General features: G+C 69.7%; 14 protein-coding genes, 1 tRNA gene and 2 pseudogenes. 11 read left to right on the top strand and 6 right to left on the bottom strand.

The window, feature by feature from the left end:
* The first annotated feature begins 208 nt into the window (after positions 1–208).
* The 7 genes and pseudogenes from ACYVMZ_RS17915 (at position 209) to ACYVMZ_RS17885 (ending at position 7,966) form a co-directional block, all read left to right on the top strand.
* Positions 209–1,318: a PucR family transcriptional regulator gene (locus ACYVMZ_RS17915; RefSeq protein ID WP_461080687.1), complete on the top strand. Its 1,110-nt coding sequence runs from the start codon at positions 209–211 to the stop codon at positions 1,316–1,318.
* Between the two features lie 33 nt (positions 1,319–1,351).
* Positions 1,352–3,193, top strand: coding sequence for a glycoside hydrolase family 15 protein (locus ACYVMZ_RS17910; RefSeq protein WP_461080685.1), 1,842 nt, complete (start codon positions 1,352–1,354; stop codon positions 3,191–3,193).
* Between the two features lie 368 nt (positions 3,194–3,561).
* On the top strand, positions 3,562–5,100 hold the full coding sequence (locus tag ACYVMZ_RS17905; protein ID WP_461080683.1) for an alanine/glycine:cation symporter family protein: 1,539 nt from the start codon (positions 3,562–3,564) through the stop codon (positions 5,098–5,100).
* A gap of 646 nt (positions 5,101–5,746) precedes the next feature.
* Positions 5,747–6,178, top strand: a complete 432-nt coding sequence (locus ACYVMZ_RS17900) for an NfeD family protein (protein WP_461080681.1) — start codon at positions 5,747–5,749, stop codon at positions 6,176–6,178.
* A gap of 4 nt (positions 6,179–6,182) precedes the next feature.
* Positions 6,183–7,220 (top strand): SPFH domain-containing protein, encoded by a 1,038-nt coding sequence (locus ACYVMZ_RS17895; RefSeq protein WP_461080679.1) that lies wholly within the window; start codon positions 6,183–6,185, stop codon positions 7,218–7,220.
* Positions 7,221–7,427: 207 nt separating this feature from the next.
* A pseudogene (locus ACYVMZ_RS17890) lies at positions 7,428–7,697 on the top strand (Na+/H+ antiporter NhaA); the annotation flags it as partial.
* Complete coding sequence (locus ACYVMZ_RS17885) at positions 7,697–7,966, top strand: hypothetical protein (protein ID WP_461080935.1); 270 nt, start codon at positions 7,697–7,699, stop codon at positions 7,964–7,966. The pseudogene ACYVMZ_RS17890 and the gene ACYVMZ_RS17885, both read left to right, overlap by 1 nt.
* A gap of 133 nt (positions 7,967–8,099) precedes the next feature.
* On the opposite strand, the gene ACYVMZ_RS17880 is transcribed toward ACYVMZ_RS17885, so the two are convergent.
* Positions 8,100–8,438 (bottom strand): hypothetical protein, encoded by a 339-nt coding sequence (locus tag ACYVMZ_RS17880; RefSeq protein ID WP_461080677.1) that lies wholly within the window; start codon positions 8,436–8,438, stop codon positions 8,100–8,102.
* A gap of 285 nt (positions 8,439–8,723) precedes the next feature.
* On the opposite strand from ACYVMZ_RS17880, the gene ACYVMZ_RS17875 reads away from it, so the two are divergent.
* Positions 8,724–11,012, top strand: a complete 2,289-nt coding sequence (locus ACYVMZ_RS17875; protein WP_461080675.1) for a peptidoglycan recognition protein family protein — start codon at positions 8,724–8,726, stop codon at positions 11,010–11,012.
* Positions 11,013–11,647: 635 nt separating this feature from the next.
* Here ACYVMZ_RS17875 and ACYVMZ_RS17870 read toward each other — a convergent pair.
* From ACYVMZ_RS17870 to ACYVMZ_RS17860, 3 genes are all read right to left on the bottom strand, one after another.
* The gene (locus ACYVMZ_RS17870; protein ID WP_461080933.1) at positions 11,648–12,694 is read right to left on the bottom strand and encodes a PucR family transcriptional regulator; all 1,047 of its coding nucleotides are present in this window, start codon (positions 12,692–12,694) and stop codon (positions 11,648–11,650) included.
* A gap of 358 nt (positions 12,695–13,052) precedes the next feature.
* Positions 13,053–14,582, bottom strand: a complete 1,530-nt coding sequence (locus tag ACYVMZ_RS17865) for an SPFH domain-containing protein (RefSeq protein WP_461080673.1) — start codon at positions 14,580–14,582, stop codon at positions 13,053–13,055.
* A gap of 105 nt (positions 14,583–14,687) precedes the next feature.
* A complete protein-coding gene (locus tag ACYVMZ_RS17860) occupies positions 14,688–15,203 on the bottom strand; it encodes a hypothetical protein (protein WP_461080671.1) in 516 nt (171 codons plus the stop codon).
* A gap of 416 nt (positions 15,204–15,619) precedes the next feature.
* Between ACYVMZ_RS17860 and ACYVMZ_RS17855 the strand changes: the two genes are divergently transcribed.
* On the top strand, positions 15,620–17,524 hold the full coding sequence (locus ACYVMZ_RS17855; protein WP_461080931.1) for an NAD-binding protein: 1,905 nt from the start codon (positions 15,620–15,622) through the stop codon (positions 17,522–17,524).
* 133 nt (positions 17,525–17,657) lie between these two features.
* Here ACYVMZ_RS17855 and ACYVMZ_RS17850 read toward each other — a convergent pair.
* Positions 17,658–17,811, bottom strand: a pseudogene (locus ACYVMZ_RS17850) (FAD-dependent thymidylate synthase); the annotation flags it as partial.
* A gap of 740 nt (positions 17,812–18,551) precedes the next feature.
* Positions 18,552–18,624 (bottom strand) — tRNA-Ala (locus ACYVMZ_RS17845).
* A gap of 182 nt (positions 18,625–18,806) precedes the next feature.
* Here ACYVMZ_RS17845 and ACYVMZ_RS17840 point away from each other — a divergent pair.
* Together ACYVMZ_RS17840 and ACYVMZ_RS17835 are read left to right on the top strand one after the other, a co-directional pair.
* Complete coding sequence (locus ACYVMZ_RS17840) at positions 18,807–19,355, top strand: helix-turn-helix domain-containing protein (RefSeq protein WP_461080669.1); 549 nt, start codon at positions 18,807–18,809, stop codon at positions 19,353–19,355.
* Between the two features lie 204 nt (positions 19,356–19,559).
* Positions 19,560–21,446 carry a serine/threonine-protein kinase gene (locus ACYVMZ_RS17835; RefSeq protein WP_461080667.1) on the top strand — a complete coding sequence of 629 codons (1,887 nt, stop codon included), beginning with the start codon at positions 19,560–19,562 and terminating at the stop codon, positions 21,444–21,446.
* Positions 21,447–21,480: the final 34 nt, after the last annotated feature.

Raw genomic sequence — 21,480 nt, 5'->3', positions numbered from 1 at the left:
TTCGCATGGTTCTCCACAGGGCGTTTTACTCAGGGATTACCCGTGCGCATCAGCGGGACGCCTGCCGAGCCGGCACAGACACGGCCGTCTCGACCCCGCGCATTTTGCCGTCCTTCGGCAAAATGGGGGCATGGTGACGGGAAGACGTTCCCAAGATCCGGTTCCGGTGGCGCCGACTGCCGGAGTCGGCGCACCGCATGCCGCGACCGTGGGGGAGAGCAAACCCCCGCCGTCGGACATGGAACGCCACCTGACACAGCTCGCCGGCACCTGTCTCGACAAGCGGCGACTGCCTGTTGAGGACCTTGAAGGGCTTCGGCAGCTCGCCGCCGCAGCGGCCGGCCGTGGAACGGCTCTGCGGTTTCTGGTCGCCGAGTATCTGGCCTCGGTCTGCCGGGTCTGGACAGACCTGTCGGGGGCCGGCCAGTCCCTGGAGCCCGATGATCTCAGAGAGGTCGGTTCCGCTCTGATCAGGGCGATCGGCGAGGCGACCGTGGCACTGACCGAGGGCTACGAAACCGCCCACCGCGCGGCCATCCGAGGCGAAGAGGCGATGCGGCGGGAGTTCGTCGACGACCTCCTCGACGGCCGCACCGGCCTGGGCCGCCTTGCCGAGCGCGCCGAACGATTCGGGCTGCGACTGGTCGGGCCGCACAGTGTCGCCGTCGCCCGGGCGAGCAAGCCCTTCGGCGCGGGGGACGACACCACGCGGTATGTCGAAGAGGCGCTGACGGCCCGGTTCAGCACCCAGGACGTGCTGATCACCACCAAGGACAGCTTGCTCGTGTGTGTATCGCCCGGCGCGGTACCGGATGTCACGGACTTCTTCGCCGGCGCGGTGCGCCATGCCGTCGACGAGCGGTGCGGGATCGCCGTCAGCCGCCCCCGGCCGGGCCCCAGCGGCATCGTCCGTTCCTACCAGGAGGCACGCAGCACCCTCGACCTCGCCACCCAGCTCGGCCTGACCGCCTCGTGCGTGCACGCCTCGGACCTGCTGGTGTTCCAGGTCCTCGGCAGGGACCGCGCCGCCATCACCGACCTGGTGGCCACTGTCCTGGGCGGCCTCGAAGGCGCACGCGGCGGGCCCAGGACACTCCTGGAAACCCTGACCGCGTTCTTCGCCAGCGGCTGCCTGAACACCACCACGGCCCGCCGACTCGGGGTGAGCGTGCGCACCGTCACCTACCGGCTCGGGCGCATCCGGCAACTCACCGGCCACGACCCCACCGATCCCGACCAGCGCTACATCCTGCAGACCGCCCAGCTCGGCGCCCGTCTCCTGGACTGGCCGGCCCGCCCGCTGCAACCCTCCGAGTGATCCGGTCCGCCCCCGGTGGGTACAGGGTCACGCATGAACGAGTGGTCGTCGGCGCCGCATGAGGGGTATCTGCCCATCGAGGACCACGGCCTGATCGGCGACGGCCGGGGGTGCGCCCTGGTGGGCCGCGACGGCGCCATCAGCTTCATGTGCGTCCCCCGGTTCGACGCTCCGCCCCTGTTCTGCTCACTGCTCGACCGGCACCGCGGCGGTTCCTTCCTGCTGGCACCGGAGGGACTGCGGCTGAGCCGCCAGCACTACGTCGAGGACACCGGCGTCCTCGTGACAGAACTGCGTACGGACACCGGAGTCGTCGAGATCACCGATGTGTTCCTCCTGCAACCAGGTGCGCGGTTGGAGGTGGACGCCCCCGTCGGCACAGGAGAGCTGGTCCGGCACGCGCGCGTCACACAGGGCTCTGTCGATCTGGGAGTCGCGGTACGGCCGCGCGGTGAAACCCACGCCGAGCGTCAGGCCGCGGGCTGGCAACTGACGTGCCCCCAGCAAGCCCTGAAGCTGCACCTGACCGCCTCCCGGCCACTGCCCGGCCCCCGGTGCACCCTGCCCCTGAGCCAGGGCGAGGACCTCTGGTTCCGGCTGCGCTGGGGTGAACGACGGGGCGCCGACTGGGGACGATCGGTCTCCCCGTACGTCGACGACACCGTACGAGCGTGGCGCCGTTGGTCAGCACTGGTGGTTCGCGACACTCCCCGGGCGGACCTGGTGAGCCGCTCGGCCATCACCCTGAAGCTTCTGGACTACGTCGAGAACGGCGCCATCGTCGCCGCCCCGACGTCGTCCCTGCCCGAACGCATCGGAGGCGACCGGAACTGGGACTACCGCTACGCCTGGATCCGCGACGCTGCATATACCGTCTTCGCCCTGCGCCGCATCGGCCTCCCCGACGAAGCCGGAGGCTTCCTCCACTGGGCGCTGACCGCCGCCTGGCGGGAGGGGCGACTGCGCGTGCTGTACGACGTGGACGGCCGGCCACCGCCGCCGGAAGTGATCGACGAAGAACTGGAGGGCTACCGCCGCTCCGCACCCGTACGGTGGGGAAACGCCGCAGCGGAACAGCTCCAGCACGACGTCTACGGCGAACTCCTCGACTGCGCCTTCCAGTGGGCGGCCACCGGCCGACCCGTGAGCACCGGCCTGTGGCACCGACTGGCCGGCCTGGCCGAACAAGCCCGCACTGCCTGGAGGACACCGGATCACGGCATCTGGGAAGTACGCACCCACGGGCGCCCGTTCACGTACTCGGCAGCGATGTGCCAGGTGGCGCTCGACCGTGCCGCACGACTCGCCACCCGCCTGAATCTTCCGGGCAACGCCACCACGTGGGCCGTGGAGGCCCGCCGCCTCGCCGGACGGATCATCCACGACGCCTGGGACGAGCACACGCACTCCTTCACAGAACACCTCGGCGCACGAGGCGGCCTGGACGCCTCCCTGCTCGCCCTGCCCCTCAGACGCGTCCTCCCCGCCGACCACCCCCACATGGTCGCCACCACCCAGGCGATCACCGAACGCCTCGGCGCGGGCGACGGCCTGCTGTTCCGCTACCTGCCGCAGGACTCGCCCGACGGCCTCCAGGAGCCCGAGGGCGCCTTCCTGCTGTGCAGCTTCTGGCTCGTGGACAACCTCGCGGGCCAGGGCCGCGTCGACGAAGCCTCGGAGCTGTTCGAGAAGCTGTGCTCCTACGCCAGCCCGCTCGGCCTGTTCGCCGAACAGATCGACCCCGCAGACCGCTCCTTCCTCGGCAACTTCCCCCAGGCACTCAGCCACGTCGGGCTGCTGTCCAGCGCCGTCGTCCTCGCCCGCACCCAGCGCGGCGTACGCCCGGAGCTCTCCACCCACGCGTGGTTTCAGTGAGGGCAGCGGTCCGGGGGCCTTGGCATCGGCTCAGACATGTGTCCGATGAACGTATCCCGGTCTCCGAATAACGGCTTGATCTCGCTCGCTGGCACTTTCCATGGTCACCGATGGTTATGTGATCTGCGTCACTAATGATCTGGCAAAGGCCGTGGTAGAACAACGCAACTCCGCAGGTGGTACTACTCCTCGCCGCACTGCGGAGTGGTCGGCATGCACCGGCAACATGCTCGGGGCGATCACGGTCCGCGTCCGTGGACCGCGTTTCCCAGGGCCGGCGTTCAGCCGTCGGCGTCCACTCCCACCAACCGCACATCAACCGGCAACACTCACCCGTGTTCCGGTCCTGCGCCATCGAGGTAGCCACCGTGTCACTCGACTCCGTCACCCAGTCCGTCGACGAAGCCGTCAGCGGATTCTTCGAGCCCATAGCCACGTGGCTCATGGAGGTCGTCTTCTACTCCGTTTCCGTCGGCGGAGCGGAGCTGCCGCTGATCGTCGCCTGGCTCGTCGTAGCCGGTCTGGTCTTCACCGGCTGGTTCGGATTCGTGCAGGTCCGCAAGTTCAGACTCGCGGTCGATGTGGTGAGGGGGAAGTACGACGAGAAGGGGTCGGCCGGCGAGGTCAACCACTTCCAGGCGCTGACCGCCGCCGTCTCCGGCACGGTCGGCCTCGGCAACATCGCCGGTGTGGCCGTCGCCGTCTCCATCGGCGGCCCCGGCGCCACGTTCTGGATGATCCTGTGCGGCCTGCTCGGCATGGCCACCAAGTTCGTCGAGGTCACGCTGGGCGTGAAGTACCGCGAGGTGCACGCCGACGGCACCGTGTCCGGCGGCCCTATGCACTACCTGCCCAAGGGCCTGGCCGACCGGTTCGGCACGAACGGCAGGAAGCTCGGCAAGGTCCTCGCGGTCCTCGCCTCCTTCATGGTCCTGTTCTTCGGGCTCTTCGGCGGCAACCTCTTCCAGGTCAACCAGTCGTACGCGCAGCTGGTCTCGGTCACCGGCGGCGAGGACGGCCTGCTGGGCTCCTCCGCCGGAGCCCTGTTCTTCGGCATCCTGGTCGCCGCGTTCGTCGGCATCGTGCTGCTCGGCGGCATCCGTTCCATCGCCAACGTCACCAGCAGGCTCGTGCCCGCCATGGCCGGCATCTACATCGCGGCCTGCCTGGTCGTCATCCTGGTCAATGTCACCGCCGTCCCGGACGCGTTCGTCACGATCATCGAGGGCGCCTTCAACCCGGAGGGTGTCGCCGGTGGTATACTCGGTGCGCTGATCATCGGCTTCAAGCGGGCCGCGTTCTCCAACGAGGCCGGTCTGGGCTCCGCCCCGATCGCCCACTCCGCCGTCAAGACCAAGCACCCCGCGAGCGAGGGCCTGGTCGCCCTGCTGGAGCCGTTCATCGACACCGTCGTCATCTGCACGATGACCGCCCTGACCATCGTCATCGCCAACCCGGCCAGCTGGGGTGAGGCCCGCAAGGACCCCGACTCCATCGGCGGCGTCACGATCACCTCCGACGCCTTCGAGACGGTCCTGCCCTGGTTCCCGTACATCCTCACCGTCGCGGTGCTGCTGTTCGCCCTCTCCACGGTGCTGACGTGGGGCTACTACGGCCTCAAGGCGTGGTCGTACCTCTTCGGCCGCAGCAGGACCAGCGAGCTGACCTACAAGGTCGTGTACACGCTGTTCGCGATCACCGGCTCGCTCCTGACGCTCCAGACCCTGATCGACATGGCCGACGCGGTGCTGTTCATGCTGGCCGTCATCAACATCATCGGCCTGTACCTCCTCGCTCCGGTCGTCAAGCGCGAGCTCAACTCCTTCCTGGAGTTCGTCCGGGCCCGTGACGCCGGTGAGATCACCGAGGACGACGAAGACCAGGAGTCGGCGAAGACCACCGTCTGACCGTCCCCCCGGCGGCCCGGCTCCTGAACGGGCCCGTGCACACCTTGCGCCTTGGTGAGCACGGGCCCGTTCCTCTGTGACGAGCGGTGATGCGGGTCGTCCCGGGGGCCGGGGCGGCAGTCCCCATGGGAACCTGGCTGTCTCCACTCGTGGGCGCCAGGTGAACCAGGCCCGGCCAGCCCTCAGCCGTCGAGCGCCCGACACCGCAAGCCCGCCCTGGTGGGCCAGATCCCCGCTCACCAGGTTCTGCGAGGAGGCACTGGGGATGGCTGTACGTCATCACGGGGCCGACGACTTCCCTGTGTGCTCGCGGCTGCACGGGGCGGGGGTCATCGGGAGCATGCATTCTGCGGGGGCGGGTGTGTGCGCCATGTGTGACGTGGTCGAGCCGGTGCTGCGGCGTGCCGACCTGCTGACCCAGCTCCTACGGATGGAGTGCGCAGACGATCCGGCGGAGCCGGATACGTACTAGTAGCCGTCGGCCTTCTTCGCGCTCTGCTGCGAAACCGACTGTCTGCGCGAAATGAGTGATCTTCCCCGTACGAATGTTTCCTTATCGCAGGGGTACCGCGACTGTCCCGTATCGGGGTCCAATGGTCAGAGTCAAGCCCTTCCGCATCCGCACCGCGGTGAGAAGAGGCACGCAATGGATGTATGGCTGATCTGGTTGATCATCGCAGCCGTGTTGGCTGTGGCGGAGATCTTCACCCTTACTGCTGCGCTCGGAATGCTGAGTGCGGCGGCGTTGGTCACGGCGGGGTCCGCCGCGATCGGGCTGCCGCTGCCTTTCCAGTTCTTGGTGTTCACCATCGTCGCCACGGTCACCGTGCTGTTCGTGCGCCCCATTGCCTTGCGCCATGTGCTCCAGCCCCAGGTGGAGCGATTCGGTGTAGACGCACTGGTCGGCAGGGCCGCCCAAGTCGTCTCGGAGGTGACGGGCCTGGGCGGCAGGGTCCGCATCGACGGTGAGGAGTGGACGGCTCGCGCCTACGACGAGACGCTGGTGATTCCTCCTGGAAAGACCGTCGACGTCATAGAGATCAAGGGCGCCACCGCGATCGTCTACCCCAGGGACTGAAACCATGGAAACCTCGGCTTTCCTCATCGCCGGCCTGATCGTCGCGCTGATCGCGGTTTTCACCGTGGTGCGGGCGGTCCGTATCGTTCCCCAGGCACGCGCGCGTAATGTCGAGCGACTCGGCCGCTACCACCGGACCCTGAATCCCGGCCTCAACCTTGTCATCCCTTACATTGACCGCGTTCACCCGCTGATCGACCTGCGGGAACAGGTCGTCTCCTTCAAACCGCAGCCGGTCATCACCGAGGACAATCTGGTCGTCGAGATCGACACCGTCCTGTACTTCCAGGTCACCGACCCGCGAGCGGCGTTCTACGAGATCGCGAATTTCCTTCAGGCGGTCGAGCAGCTCACCGTCACCACCTTGCGCAACGTCGTGGGATCCATGGACCTGGAAAAGACCCTCACCTCCCGGGATACCATCAACAGCCAGCTCCGCGGCGTGCTGGACGAGGCGACCGGCAAGTGGGGGCTGCGGGTCAACCGGGTGGAGATCAAGGCCATCGACCCTCCGCAGTCCATCAAGGATGCGATGCAGAAGCAGATGCGTGCCGAGCGGGACAAGCGGGCCGCGATTCTCACCGCCGAGGGGCAACGCCAGTCGCAGATCCTCACCGCCGAGGGCGACAAGCAGGCCGCTGTCCTGCGCGCGGAGGGTAACCGTACCGCTGCGATCCTCCAGGCCGAGGGCCAGTCCCGGGCCATCGACGAGGTGTTCCAGGCCGTGCACCGCAACGACCCCGATCCCAAGCTGCTCGCCTACCAGTACCTCCAGATGCTGCCCCAACTCGCGCAAGGCTCGGGCAGCACGTTCTGGGTGATCCCGAGCGAAATGACCTCTGCGCTCCAGGGCGTGTCCCGCGCCTTCAGTGAGGTGCTGCCGCAGTCGCCGGCCACCCGCGAGAAGCCCTCGGACGACATGGCCGCCCAGGCCGCCAACGACACGGCTCAGGCCGCGCAAGCCGCTGCCGCCGCCCTCGCCGACGCAGCCAAGGCCGATCGCGTCACCTCCGATGCCATCCCGTCCAACCCCCCACGCTGACCAGGGGTGACAAGCGCCGAGCCCCGGGCCGGAAGACCAGGGCCGGAGTGGGATCGCATGCCACTGGACAGTGTGCCGACGTGCTCGTACTTCCTCACGCCGCATGATGCAGAGGGTCTCTGGCGTACCATCACGCCGCAACACGGAGTTCTGTCGGCAAACAGCAGCGGCACACTCCCCGAGGACTGGCCCGCGTAGCCCTACTGGGCAGGTATCGGCTTCACGGTCGCCCTGCTCATCGGGGAACTCGCCTTCCCCGGCGCCGTTACCGGCGAGCACGTCAAGGCCGTCGTCCTCATTGGCTCCCTGGCCTCGGCCGCCCTCGCGGCGGTGCTGCTGCGCCGCCGCAACGCCATCCATCGGCGCCTGTGCGAAGAGGAGAACCTCGACGCGGATGCCGACGGCATCCCGGACATCTACCAACGCGGCATCCCCACCCTCACGGCAGCAGAACCGCAGGACGAGCAGGCGTGCTGATGGCCGCCGACGCGTCGCTGCTTGCGCCCGTGATCGTCAGCGCGGTCCTGGTCATCAAGGCCGCACTCGGCGAACTCCGCCATCCCGGCAGTGCCCGCCAAGAGTTGGCCTTCGCCGCAGACCGCAAGGCCGTGGCCGCGGAAGCCACAGCGGCAGCGGCCATCGTCCTGCTCGGCTGGGGCCATGCGGGTGTCTCCGCATTGGCCTGGGCGCTCCTCGTCGGCGTGCTCACCGCCCAGCTGTTTCACCGAGCCGCAACCCGCCCGTAAGCCACCCACGGCCAAAGATGACGATGCGGGTACCGGAAGCCCATCGCTGGTGCACGCCGAGGTCACCCCGGCGTACCTTCGCGATCAAAGCACAAGGGACAGCGTGCGGTGGCAGCCTGGCCGAACAGCACACCTAGTCCCTGCCTTCGGTGGGTGGACGTCTGGCTTCCCGCAAGCCCTGGAACAGCTGCTGGATCGCCAGCACCACAATGATCAGAAGGACCCAGAGCAAAAGCGTCCGGTGCTCGACCCATACAAGAGTGATCACCGAAGTGACAGCGCACACTGCCAGGGCCAACATGGCTCCGCGTGCTCGCTCTCTTCCCTGCCAGGGTCCGCTCATAGCCGCCGTCTCGCTTCCCATCTCGTCAGAGGAGCCATTGGCCTTCAGCGGCAGCATGTAGGAGTAGCCGCCCGAGGGACGTTGCTTGAGCTCGACGAACTGCTCGAAGCCGGTCCGCGTAGCCTCCACGAGGGATGGGGCCCGCGGTGAGTTCGGTAGTGAGCGAGCCGTCCCTGTTCTCCCATGTTCACCCACATCGTGGAGTCTCCGTACGGTTGGAGAGGGCCTCGACTTCTCCAGTTCGGAAAGATCCGCAGGTGTTGGTCCGTCAACAGTGAGGAGGACACCAGAAATTCACGGATCGGTCGCACAACCCATGACCGGCGCCGAGAGTCTCCCATGCGGTCGCTTTGCCTGTCGGCGTGGCGCTCCACCTGTTCTCGCTTTCTCATCGAAGGACGTCACGGATCCGATATGGGTAGACCTCGATATCTTTGGGGTGCGGCTGCCCTGGCCACGGCCGGGCTTACTGGAGCACTCGTCATTCATGTCGGCGACGGCCAACCGGCGGACAGCTCCCGCAGCGACGGCAAACCCCGCCCGGTGAAGACCCATGCCCGTACGGTCCCGCTGAAGGCCGCCGACCAGGGCACCCGTGCCGTTCTGGCCCAGCAGGACACCGAGCCGTTCAGCATGCTCGGCGTCACCTGGACCGACCCCTCGGCTCGCGTCACGGGGACCATCGAGGCGCGCACCCGGGCCGTGGGATCCAGGCAGTGGTCCAACTGGCTTCGGCTGGACAGCGACAGCGGACAGGGCGACAGTGCCGCCCGGCGCGGCGGCACCGAACCCGCTTGGGTAGGGCCGTCGGACGGCGTGGAAGTCCGCGTGACCGCGGGCGGAAAGACATCCGGCGCCCTGCCCGCCGGGTTGCGCCTGGACATGGTCGACCCCGGCAAGGGCACGGCGGGCGGCATGGAACCGGCGGCCTTCCGCGCTGATGTTTCTCCGGATGAGACACCGTCAGTGGGAGCCAGTGACGCGGAGACGAGCGAGCCACCGTCCACGGACGCCTCCGCGAGTGAGGATGCCACCGCCGACCCCACCGAGTCCCAGACCCCGACGGCCCCGGCGTCTTCGAGCGAGCCACCGGCCTCGCCCACGACCCCGTCGCCCACGACCTCATCGTCTTCGCCGTCCACGAGTCCGAGCGCCACCGGACCCACGGCCCCGCCGTCCACCGCGCCGCGCCCGACGATCACGTCGCGTGCCGCATGGGGTGCGGACGAGTCCATCAGCCCCGAAGAACCGAGCTACTTGCCGGGCGGGAAGGTCAAGGCGGTCGTGGTCCACCACACCGCCGAGTCCAATGACTACACCTGCGCCGACGCTCCTGCCGTCGTCCGGGGGATCTACGCGTACCACGTCAGGCAACTGGGCTGGAAGGACATCGGCTACAACTTCCTCGTCGACAAGTGCGGCACCGTCTACGAGGGCCGCAAGGGCGGCGTGGACCTGCCGGTGATGGGCGCCCACGCCTACGGCTTCAACTCCGAGACCACCGGCATCTCGATCCTCGGCACCTATACGGACGTCACCCCGGGTGACGCCGCTCTCGTGTCGGTGGCCAAGATCGCCGCCTGGAAGCTCGGCCAGTACGGCGTGAGCCCGAACGGCACCACGACCCTCACCGCAGGGGACAGCGGCCGCAACTACTTCGGCAAGACCTGGGCCAAGGGCGCCCAGCTGAGCTTCCCGACCATCCACGGCCACCGCGACGGCTACAACACCCAGTGCCCCGGCGACCAGCTCTACGCCAAGCTGGCCACGGTCCGCAGCTGGGCCTCAGGTCCAGTCACCGGTCTGGGGATCAAGTCCGTCACCGGAGCCGGCCTGTCCGGCACGACGTACTACACCAAGGCCGGGATCACGGTGAACTGGACGGCCACCACGCCGTCGTCGCTGATCTCGGAGCACGAGCTCCTCGTCGACGGCAAGACCGCGGCCACGGTCGCGGGCAGCGCCACCTCGGCGAAGGCGACGTTGGCGGCAGGCACCCATCAGGTACAGGTGCGCGCCACGCACCAGTCGGGCAGCACCACCACGTCCGCGGCCGTCACGGTCGCCGCGGAGACCACGGCCCCGACGTTCACCACCAAGCCGAACCTGGCCCTGCGGACCGGAACGGTGAACACCACCGGCGTCCCCGTAAAGTTGAGCTGGAAGGCCTCCGACAACGCGGCACTGAAGGAGGTCAGGCTGACCGCGCCGACCACGGCGACGTACGGCCCCACGACCACCAGCGCGAACCGCACCGCCAAGTCAGGCACGGCTACCGGCTGGTCCATGACCGCGCACGACCAGGCGGGCAACACCGGTTCGGCGACGGTCTCCCGCACCCCGGTCATCCTGCAGGAGACGTCGGCCGTCAAGTCGGGCACGTGGACGACCAAGTCCTCCACCAGTTACCTGGGCGGCAAGTCGTACTCCAGCTCGTCCAAGAACGCCTCCCTTACCTGGACCTTCACCGGCCGATCGGTCGCCTGGGTGGTGTCCCGGGCCTCCACCTCCGGCCAGGCCCATGTGTACGTCGACGGTACGAAGACGGCCACGGTCGACCTGAAGTCCTCGACGACCAAGTACCGGGACGCCATCTGGACCAAGACCTGGTCCTCCAGCGCCAAGCACACGGTCAAGATCGTGGTCGTCGGCACGTCGGGACGTCCCGCCATCACGACGGACGGGATCGTGTACCTGAAGTAGCTGCCTCGCACGGGAACGGGGGCCTCCATTCTCCGTGCCACCCCGCTCCGGGACGGTGACGACTGTCCCGGAGCAGGGTGCATCCAGGGTGAGCTCCGAGGTCCAGCGGTGGTGACGGCCCGGGTGGACTGGTGACACGGCAGGCTGGACTCGCCTGCGAGATCGACCGGGTCTGTGTGGACTTCACCCAGTACCCCGAGTCCTATTACTTCCACGACGGCCCCGGCGACACCTCGCCGGCCCGGACGATCGGCTACGCCGCCGCCCTGGCCGAGCAGGCGCGGCGGTCGGAACACGCGGGTATCCGGCTCGCGGCGTCGGTGCTCGCCGCCGCACTCGAAGACCTCGCCGCCGTACTCGACGAACGCTTCCTGTCGACACGGGCATCGGCATGTACGGCTGCCTGGGCAAGCACGCAGCGGCGTGCCGGCATCGCACGGAGCAAGCTCAGTGGGCACGACCCGCGGGTAGGGGAGCGGCCGGGATCTCGATGGGCACTTGACGCCGGCGGGCTCACCGAAGCCGCCACTGCGCTTCCGCTACGGCTACGGCGAGAGCATCGGGGTCACCCTGCCCATCACCGCGGCGGTGATCCTGGGAGGCCTCGGCTTCCCTGTCCTGTTTGGCGAGCGTGGTCAGACCTCGTTGCCTGGCCAGCCCAGCAGCCGGGCGCCGATGACGGCGGTCTGCAGGGTGTAGCGGTGGACGGGGTCGGCCGGGTTGGTGCCGGTGAGCTTGTGGATGCGTTCCAGGCGGTAGGTCAGGGCCCGCACGCTCAGGCGCAGGCGGCGTGCCGCCTCGGCCGCGATGCACCCGGAGTCGAAGTACGCGGTGAGGGTGTCCAGGAGGGGCTGGGCACCACCGCGTGCCGCCTGGAGCGGACCCAGGGCGCTGCGTACGAGGTCGGCCATGGCCTGCCGGTCGCGGGTGAGGACCGGGTAGACGAGCAGGTCGGCGGAGCGCAGCACGGGCTCCTCCAGGTGCAGGCGGTCAGCCAGATCGAGGGCGTTGAGGGCCTCCTCGTAGGAGTGGACGACCCCGCCGGCTCCGGAATGGGCGCGGCCGAGGGCGACCCGGCCGCCGTCGGTGGCCGCGTGTGCCTGCTTGGCGAAGAACGCGAGCACATCGTCCTGATCACCGGGCGCGATACAGACCAGGCGGCCGTCCTTGGTGGTGAGCAGTATGCGGCGCTCTCCGAACCGGGCGACCAGGGCGCTCTCCACCTGCCGGGTCGCCGGGTGGGTGTCGTCGACCGGCGTGGCGCCTTGGGCGACGGCGACCGCGTGGGCGCGGGAGAGGAGCAGGCCGAAGCGTTCGGCCCGCTCGGCCAGGCGGCCCAGATCACTGCGGCCGTAGAGGAGATCGTCGATGAACTCCCGTCGCGCGGCTTCTTCCTGCCGCACCGCGAGTTTCTGGGACCGTTCGTATCCTTCAGCGAAGGCGTCCACCGCCTGCTCCACGGCGGCCAGTACACGGTCGGTAGCTGCAGGTGACAGGGTGGGGGAGAGCTCCCGGGCCGCGGACAGATGCCGGCGGACGAGAAGACGCAGTCCCAGGCCGGCTTCCGCGGCGCGTTCTCCCCGGGCGCGCAGGGATTCCAGCTCCTCCCGGGTCAGGCGGCGGCCCGTGGCGCAGACGTCGGCCAGGATCCCGGCATAGCCCTCCAAGTACTCGTCGGGCATGGCTGACCGCGTCACACGTTCCTCCTTGATTGCGATGCTCCACCAGCGCCTTCGCTGCGCACAGCCGACCAGAGTGGCAGACCCGCGCGGCCGCCTCCGCTTAGGACCTCACCGAACGCATGGGTGGCACGGCACGCCCGATACGGCGGGAGTCGACGAGCGCGGCCACCCCGACGGCGGCGGCGCCGGTACCGCATCCGGCACACGACACGGCGAGTGCTCTGAGCCATCGGCAGCGCTGTCTGCCGCGATGGCCCAGTTCGGGGCCCGGCGGCTCGACGCCGCGCGGGCCCCTGTGCTGACTGGTCGTTGTGTCTCTCAGCCGACGTCCCAGCCGATGTGTCCCAGCCGATGTGTCTCAGCCGATCTGGATCTTTCCGTTGGCCTCGGCGGCCGTCGTGGTCGTGGGATGGGCTCCGCCGTCGCGCCGGGTGATGCTCTTGAGCAGCTCTGCGAGGTCGACGCCGGTGGTGGAGCTGAGCAGTTCCATGCCCTGGGCCACGTTGTCGGCGACGGTGCGCGACAGCTGGCTCGCGCCATCGGTGGAGATGACGGTCATCTTGTCGACGGCGCTGAGCGGTTCGGACGCCTTGGCCACGACCTGCGGCAGCACCTGGACGAGCATCTGCAGCACAGCGGCGTCCCCGTACTGGGCGAAGGCATCGGCCTTCTTCTCCATCGCCTCGGCCTCGGCCGCTCCCTTGGCACCGATCGCCGCGGCCTCGGCCTCGCCCTCCAGCCGGACCGCCTCCGCGATCGCCGCACGCCGGGACCGCTCGGCCTCACCCTGCTTCAGGCCCTCGATGGCCTCCGCCTCAGCCAGCGCGCTACGGCGCTGCTTCTCGCCTTCACCCGTCAGCCGGGACCGCTCCGCCTCCGCCTGCGCGGCCGCGATCTCCGCCAGCCGCTCGGCCTCGGCCTGCTTGACCCGGGCCACCCGCCTGGCCTCGGCCTCCTGCTCGGCGGCGTACCGCTGGGCGTCGGCCGGCTTGCGGACCTGGGTGTCGAGCTGGCGGTCGGTCAGGGCGGCCTGCCGCTCGGCGACCTTCTCCTGCTCGGCGAGGATCTCCTGCTGCCGGGCCGCATCGGCCAGCGGTCCGGCCGCGTTGGCGCGTGCGGCGGCCTGGTCGGTCTCGGCCTTGATCTCGGCCTGCTTCAGATAGAGCGTCCGCTGCGCGACCGCTATCTCTTCCTCGGCCTTGAGGCGGGCCTGTTCGGCGGCCCGGCGCGCCTCGGCTTCGGCGATGTCCGCCTCCTGCTTGGCGCGGGCCGCCTCGGGACGGCCCAGGTCCTCCAGGTAGGAGCCCTCGGTGGTGATGTCCTGGATCTGGAAGGCGTCCAGCACCAGGCCCTGCCCGGACAGGCTCGCCTCGGCCTCCTCCGCCACCTGGCCCGCGAAGGCCGCGCGGTCGCGGATGATGTCCTCCACCGCCATCCGGCCCACGATGGCGCGCAGCGCACCCGACAGCACTTCCTGGGTGAAGCCGACGATGCCGTCCTGCTGCATCAGGAACCGCTGGGCCGCCGCCCGGATGGCATCCTCGGTGCCGCCGACCTTGACGATCGCGACGCCCTCCAGGTTGGCCTTGACGCCGCGCAGCGTGACCGCGCCGCGCACCGCGACCGGGATGTGCCGGGAGGACAGGTCGAGAGTGAACTTCTGCTGGACGAACGGCACGACGAACACGCCGCCGCCGACCACGACCTTCTGCCCGCTGTTGTCGGTGAACACCCGGCCGGTCTCCGGATCGGTGGCCTTCTTGCCGCGCCGCCCGGTGACGATGAACGCCTCGCTCGGCCCGGCGACCTTGTACCGGCTGACGACGACCAGCGCGATCAGCACGAGGAGTACGACGACTCCTCCCACCGCGATGGCAACAGAACTCATGGTGTTGTCCCCTCAGCCCTCCCTGAGGACGGCATTCGGTAAGGGTGTGTGGATGAAAACGGCACGGCTGGGCCAGTGCCGGAAGAGGTGGGCGGCTCCGCCGGGTCAGCGTTCGACCGGACGGACGGACGCCGCGGACTGCGACAGCGCCTGTTCGACCCAGATCTCGGCTCCCCGGGCCATGGCGACCGGGCACTTCGCCGAGAGCTTCACCGGCTGCCCGGCCAGGTGCACGAGCACCTCGCCGTAGCCGTCGGCGGGGATCGCGGTCACGACCGAGCCGGACGCGCCGATCAGGTCGTCGTCACGCGGAACCGCGCCTGAGGAGTCGTGCATCAGAGCCCGGCTGAGGCGGTAGGCGAACCAGCCGGTGAGGACACCGGCCGGCACCCCGATCACCGTCGCCCCCAGTGGGCCCAGACCGGTGGTTCCCATGGCGATCGCCCCGGAGAAACCGAACATGGCCAGGAACCCGGCGATCACCGGCAGCGACAGCAGCCCGTCGACGATGCCGTCCAGAACGGCGACACCGTCGAGCAGTCCCTCGAGCACGCCGTCAAGAACGAACGACAAGGCAAGGAGGACGACCCCCGCAATGCCGAGCCCCAGAAACCAGGCCATCCGCGCACACCGCCTCTCCTTGCCTTCCCCCGTCGTTGCACGCATCGTCACACGCGGATACCGGCCAGGACATTGCCTGATTCCGGCAATCTTTACGCGGATTTAATGCCGTGCTCCGCACAGTCCGGCGGTCAGCGGCCCGTGGGCCTGTCAACGCGCTGTGACGCAGCGTCAGAAGCCTGTACCGTTCCGAGCGGTGTGCCGGGAAGCCTGGTCGGCGATCTTGACGGAAGAAGGCGGAGAAGCTTTCGCCGAACGGGGGTTCCGGACGTGGTGCTCTTGATGGTCTTCAGAGTGGTCCATGGGGTGGTACACGCCCCTGCGCGGCTTCTCCCCCACCTGAGCCGGGGGTGCCGTACGACGTGATCACCTTTCCCCAGCCCGCGCGTGCCGTGCCGCGTCCGCGTCCGGGGCACATGATCGTGTGCGGTGACGACGCGCTCGCCGAGCGGCTGGCCGCCGAGCTCACCACGGTGTACCGGGAGCGGGTCACTCTCGTCGTACCGCCCTCGCGGCAACACGGCACCACCCATGGACGGACGCGCGCCGCAGCGCTGCTCGGCCGCATACAGGCCGCCATGAACCGCACGGAGGACTCGGCCAACTCCGGCACCACCAGCGCGCCTCACATCGTCGAGGCCGCCGTACTCGACGAAGCCGCCCTGGCCGAGGCGGGCGTGCGCGAGGCCGCCGCGCTGGCGCTCGTGCATGACGACGACGAGACCAATATCCACGCCGCGCTGGCCGCCCGCCGCCTCAACCCCCGGTTGCGCCTGGTCATCCGGCTCTACAACCGCAAGCTCGGCCAGCACCTGGAGGAACTCCTCGACCAGGCCGCCGCCCTCGCCGTCCCCGGCCTGGACCCCGAGGCCCTGGACACCTCCACCACCGTCCTGTCGGATGCGGACACCGCGGCGCCCGCGCTCGCGGCCACCGCCGTCGCGGGCACCAGCAAAGTCGTCCAGGCCGACGGGCTGCTGCTGCGTGCCGTGGAACGCACTCCGCCCGGCCACCGCCAGGTCGCCGATCCGGGCCTGTGCACCCTCGCCCTGCTGTCATCGACCACCAACGACCCGGCGGGCGCTGAAGGATCCGACGCCAGCGGCCGGGAAGCACCCATCCTGCTCCCGGACGACGACACGGTCGCCGCCGCCACCGGCCGCGGCACCGTGGTCCTCGAAGCCGTCACACACACCGCCCCCGGTTCCGCACCGCGACGGCTCGCACGGCGCGGACTGCCGCTGGGCTCCCTGTTCTCGCGCCGACTGCGCTGGTCACTGGCCGGGCTCGTTGCCTGCGTCCTGGGCGTGGCCGTCGCGACCTGGCTGACCACCGGCGACCACCCGCTGCACGCCGCCTACCTCACGCTGCTCGACCTCTTCGCGATCGGCGACCCGGCGCTCGACGAGCCCACCGCACGTCAGGTGCTGCAACTCCTCACCGGACTGGCCGGCCTGCTGCTCATGCCCGTACTGCTCGCGGCCGTCCTGGAGGCGCTCGGCACCTTCCGCACCGCCTCCGCGCTGCGCCGACCACCCCGCGGCCTGTCCGGCCACGTCGTCCTGCTCGGCCTGGGCAAGGTCGGCACCCGGGTGCTGGCCCGCCTGCGGGAACTCGACATCCCCGTGGTGTGCGTCGAAGAGGACCCGGAAGCACGCGGCATACCGCTCGCCCGCCGCCTGCGCGTCCCCACCGTCCTCGGGGACGCCACACAGGAGGGCGTGCTGGAGGCCGCCAAAATCCACCGCGCGCACTCCCTGCTCGCCCTCACCAGCAACGACACCACCAACCTGGAAGCCGCCCTGTACGCACGCTCCCTCACACCGGACCTGCGGGTGGCCCTGCGGCTGTACGACGACGCCTTCGCCACCGCCGTCTACCGCACCCTGCGCACCGCCCACCCGCGCGCCCTCACCCGCAGCCGCAGCGTCTCCAGCCTCGCGGCCCCCGCCTTCGCCGGGGCCATGATGGGCCGCCAGATCCTCGGCGCCATACCCGTCGAACGCCGCGTGCTGCTCTTCGCCGCCCTCGGTGTCGCCGGGCATCCGCAGCTGGAGGGGCGCACCATCGCCCAGTCGTTCCGTCCCGGAGCGTGGCGGGTGCTGGCGCTGGACACGGCAGAGCCGGACGAGCGGCTGCCGGACCTCGCCGCCACACCGGCGCACCACGGCGCCGACCGTTCCGGCGGACTCGTATGGGACCTGCACCCCGGCTACGTCCTACGGCCCGAAGACCGCGTGGTACTGGCCGCGACGCGCCAGGGCCTGGCCGAACTCCTCAGCCGGCAGACACGGCTGGGGGCGCGCACCACTGACGCCTAGCGGGGCGTCGACCCACATCACCGGGGCAGTGCTGCGGTCATCTTCCTGCCTGCACAAACACTGTCGGGCCGGAACAAAAGACCCACTTGCATCCTGCTGAATCCGGCTCTCCCGCCGATCTTGCGGTCTACGCCGGGGCGTAGAAGACCGGCTGAAGCTCCCGGTAACGGCCACTTCCTCGCTTTTTGGACCAGCACACGCGGTGTCGCGTGAACTGCCGGAAGACGAAGATGGGGCGCTGACGAAGAAGGCCATCGAGTGTGCTCGAAGGGGCGGTCGTGCCGGTCCGACCTGTGGCGCGGAGCCGCGACGCCGCCCTGCTGCGCCGCTCCGTCCGCGCCACCGCGGGCCCAGCGGTCGCCCTTCAGGACCGGTGAAGATCAGCTCGTCCGGCGTCTTGCCCGCGGCCCCACGGCGAAGCATCCGGTCCAGCCTGTGGATGATCACGATGGTCCTGCGGCTCTCCTCCGTCCTGGCCGCGCCCAGGTACGGCTTCCCGTCCTCGTCCCAGCTCGCCTCCAGGCGCGCTGGATGCGGAAGGCAGGCCGTCCGTTACGGCGACGCAGGTCACGAGGCTGGAGAGTCGTGGTCTCACCTCATCGGGCCCCGTCTCAGCCAGCGCATCGGCCAGCTCCTTCGCGTCCTCGGCCAGGCACTCGTAGATCCACGTGTATTCCTCCCGCACGAGGAAGACCATCTCTTCCTCGCCTCTTCACTGGGCGAGGCATGGCAGACGCGTGCTGCCGCACAGGTTCGTCGCCCGGAGCTGGGGCCGGCGTCGACCGCGGCCTGGAGGAACGCGTGGAGCAGGCCGTGCTGGTCAGCGACCGTTTCGGCTTGTACTTCGTCCGCGGCTTCGGGTCCTTCGGGCCGTGCGGGGCCGGCCTGCCGGCCGAGAGGTCATTGACCCACTGCTGGACCATCTCGCGTGCGGTGCCACCCTCTCCCTCGCGGACGGAGTACCCCTTCTGAACACAAACAGCCCCTCTGGCCTACGTTTCCGCAGGTCAGAGGGGCTGTGTCGCAGTGGAGCCTAGGGGAGTCGAACCCCTGACATCTGCCATGCAAAGACAGCGCTCTACCAACTGAGCTAAGGCCCCGGAAGGGGAACGTCCGCCCGGAAGAACCATGTCCCGGCGGGCGCCGGAGACCAGAGTACCGGGTCACCCCCGGGATTCCGCAAAAAGATTGGGGGTCCCCGTCGCCGACCACTCTCCGTAAGATGCTCGGCGTGGTTCGCTACAGCGAACCACCGTACTTGGGGAAGCGATGGGGAGACGCAATGGACGCCGCACAGCAGGAAGCCACCGCAAGAGCGCGGGAACTGCAGCGGAACTGGTACGGGGAGCCGTTGGGGGCGCTCTTCCGTAGGCTCATCGACGATCTTGGTCTCAACCAGGCTCGCCTGGCGGGGGTACTGGGACTGTCCGCACCGATGCTGTCGCAGCTGATGAGCGGCCAGCGGGCGAAGATCGGCAATCCGGCCGTGGTGCAGCGGGTGCAGCTGCTCCAGGATCTCGCGGCGCAGGTCGCGGACGGCAGCGTCAGCGCCGCCGAGGCCACCGAGCGCATGGAGGAGATCAAGAAGTCGCAGGGGGGCTCGGTGCTCAGCAATACCGCGCAGACGACGAGCAGTTCGGGCGCACCCACGGTCAAGCGGGTGGTCCGTGAGATCCAGTCGCTGCTGCGCTCGGTGGCGGCCGCGGGCGACATCATAGAGGCGGCGGACACCCTCGCCCCGACCCATCCCGAACTGGCCGAGTTCCTCCGCGTGTACGGCGCCGGCCGCACCTCCGACGCGGTCGCCCACTACCAGTCCCACCAGAGCTGATCCCACCGCCCGGCTACCGAAGGGGGTTCGGCAGCCGGGCGCGCCGTGACGCGAGGGGCCGCCGCCGGACCGAGGGCGGACACGTGGGGGCGTGTCCGGCACCGAGGACGGATCGGCGTGAGGGGGAGTCGTATCGCTCGTCGAGGGGGAAGCAAGGGGGGAGAGCGCGGGGGGCGAGAGCAGGGGGAGGAGCGACGCACAGCCATGGGTGAGGTCTTCGCCGGCCGGTACGAACTGGCCGACCCGATCGGACGCGGCGGCGTCGGCGCCGTCTGGCGCGCCTGGGACCACCGCCGGCGCCGCTACGTGGCCGCCAAGGTCCTGCTGCAGAGCGACGCCCACTCACTGCTGCGCTTCGTCCGCGAACAGGCCCTGCGCATCGACCACCCCCATGTGCTCGCTCCCACCAGCTGGGCCGCCGACGACGACAAGGTCCTGTTCACCATGGACCTGGTCGCCGGCGGCTCGCTGGTCCACCTGGTCGGCGACTACGGCCCCCTGCCGCCGGCCTTCGTCTGCACGCTGCTCGACCAGCTCCTGGCGGGGCTCGCCGCGGTGCACGCGGAAGGTGTCGTGCACCGTGACGTCAAACCCGCCAACGTGCTGCTGGAAGCCACCGGTACGGGCCGGCCGAGGCTGCGGCTGTCCGACTTCGGCATCGCCATGCGGCTCGGGGAGCCCAGGCTGACGGAGACCAACCTCGTGGTGGGGACGCCGGGTTATCTCGCTCCCGAGCAACTGATGGGCGCCGAACCGGACTTCCCCGCCGACCTGTTCGCCGTGGGGCTGGTCGCGCTGTACCTGCTGGAGGGTGCCAAGCCGGACAGCAAGGCGCTCGTCCAGTACTTCGCCGAGCACGGGACGCCCGGTGCGCCCAAGGGCATCCCCGAACCGCTGTGGCAGGTCGTGGCCACACTGCTGCAGCCGGACCCGCAGGCTCGGTTCCGCACGGCCACGGGGGCGCGCAAGGCACTCTCCGCGGCCGCGGAACTCCTCCCCGAGCCCGGCCCCGACGACGAGCTGATCGAGATCTTCGACCAACTCGGCCCGCTGCCCTCGGGGTTCGGCCCCGACGGCCCGTTGAAACCGGCGTCGGGACTGGATCCGAGGAGGACCCCCTCCGGGGTGTGGGCGGGGTCGTCATCCCGGTCGGGCAGGCGGAACGTCGGGGCTGACGAGCGGGAGAATCTCGGGGCTGACGAGGGGCAGTTCTCTGGGACCGGCAACGAGGCCGGTCCATCCCGGTCGGGTACGGACACTCCGGCCTCCCGGCAGGGTGCCGCCCCCGGCACCGGCTCGGCGCCCCAAGGGCCTCTCTCCGGCACCGGCTCGGCGCCCCAAGGGCCTGCCCCCGGCACCGGCTCGGTCTCCCAAGGGCCCGTTCCCGGCCCCGGCCCGGCATCCCCACAGTCTGAGTCCGGCACCGGCTCCGTATCCCACCGGCCAGGCACCGCGGTCACGCCGACCGGTTCGGGCGCAGGCGTCGTACCACCCGATCCGCGTCAGGACACAGGCCCGTCGCCAACGCCGTCCGTCCCGGTGCGGCCGCCCACGATGTCGGACACCGGAAGCTTCCACCTGCCGCCTCCCCAGGCCACGGTCACCTCCTCCCCTCCGCCCGCTCCGCAGTCGCACCAGGCTCCACCACACGAGCCACAGACACCGGCGCAGACACAGGCACACGCCCACCACAGCGCACAGCACCAGCCGGCCTACGTCTCCCCCAATGACCCCACTCATCCGCTGTCTTCCCCCCGACCGCACGCGCACCCGGCCTCGCCGCCGTATCCCGACCAGGCCATGACCCCGGCGCCACAGCACCGCGCTGACGCCTCTACTGCTTCGTACACCGCCCAGGTCCCGCAGGTTCCGCCGTCGGCGCAGGGATTTTCGGGGCAAGGGATCTCGGCGCAGGGGATCGCGACGCAGGGGATCGCGGCGCAGGGGATCGCGGCGCAGGGAATTACGCGGCACCGCGCAGACCGGCGCCACCGCCGTCGTACCGGCCCTCCGGCCAAGGTGGCGATCCCGGTGCTCCTCCTGGCCCTCGCCTGCTACGCCGTGGGCTTCTGGGCCCTGACCCGGATCTGAACCCGCACCTGAAAGGGAACGGTCCGCTCTACGA

The sequence above is a fragment of the Streptomyces deserti genome, assembly GCF_054782695.1.
The sequence above is the reverse complement of the archived record's forward strand: the minus strand, read 5'-3'. Positions and strand labels throughout refer to the sequence as shown.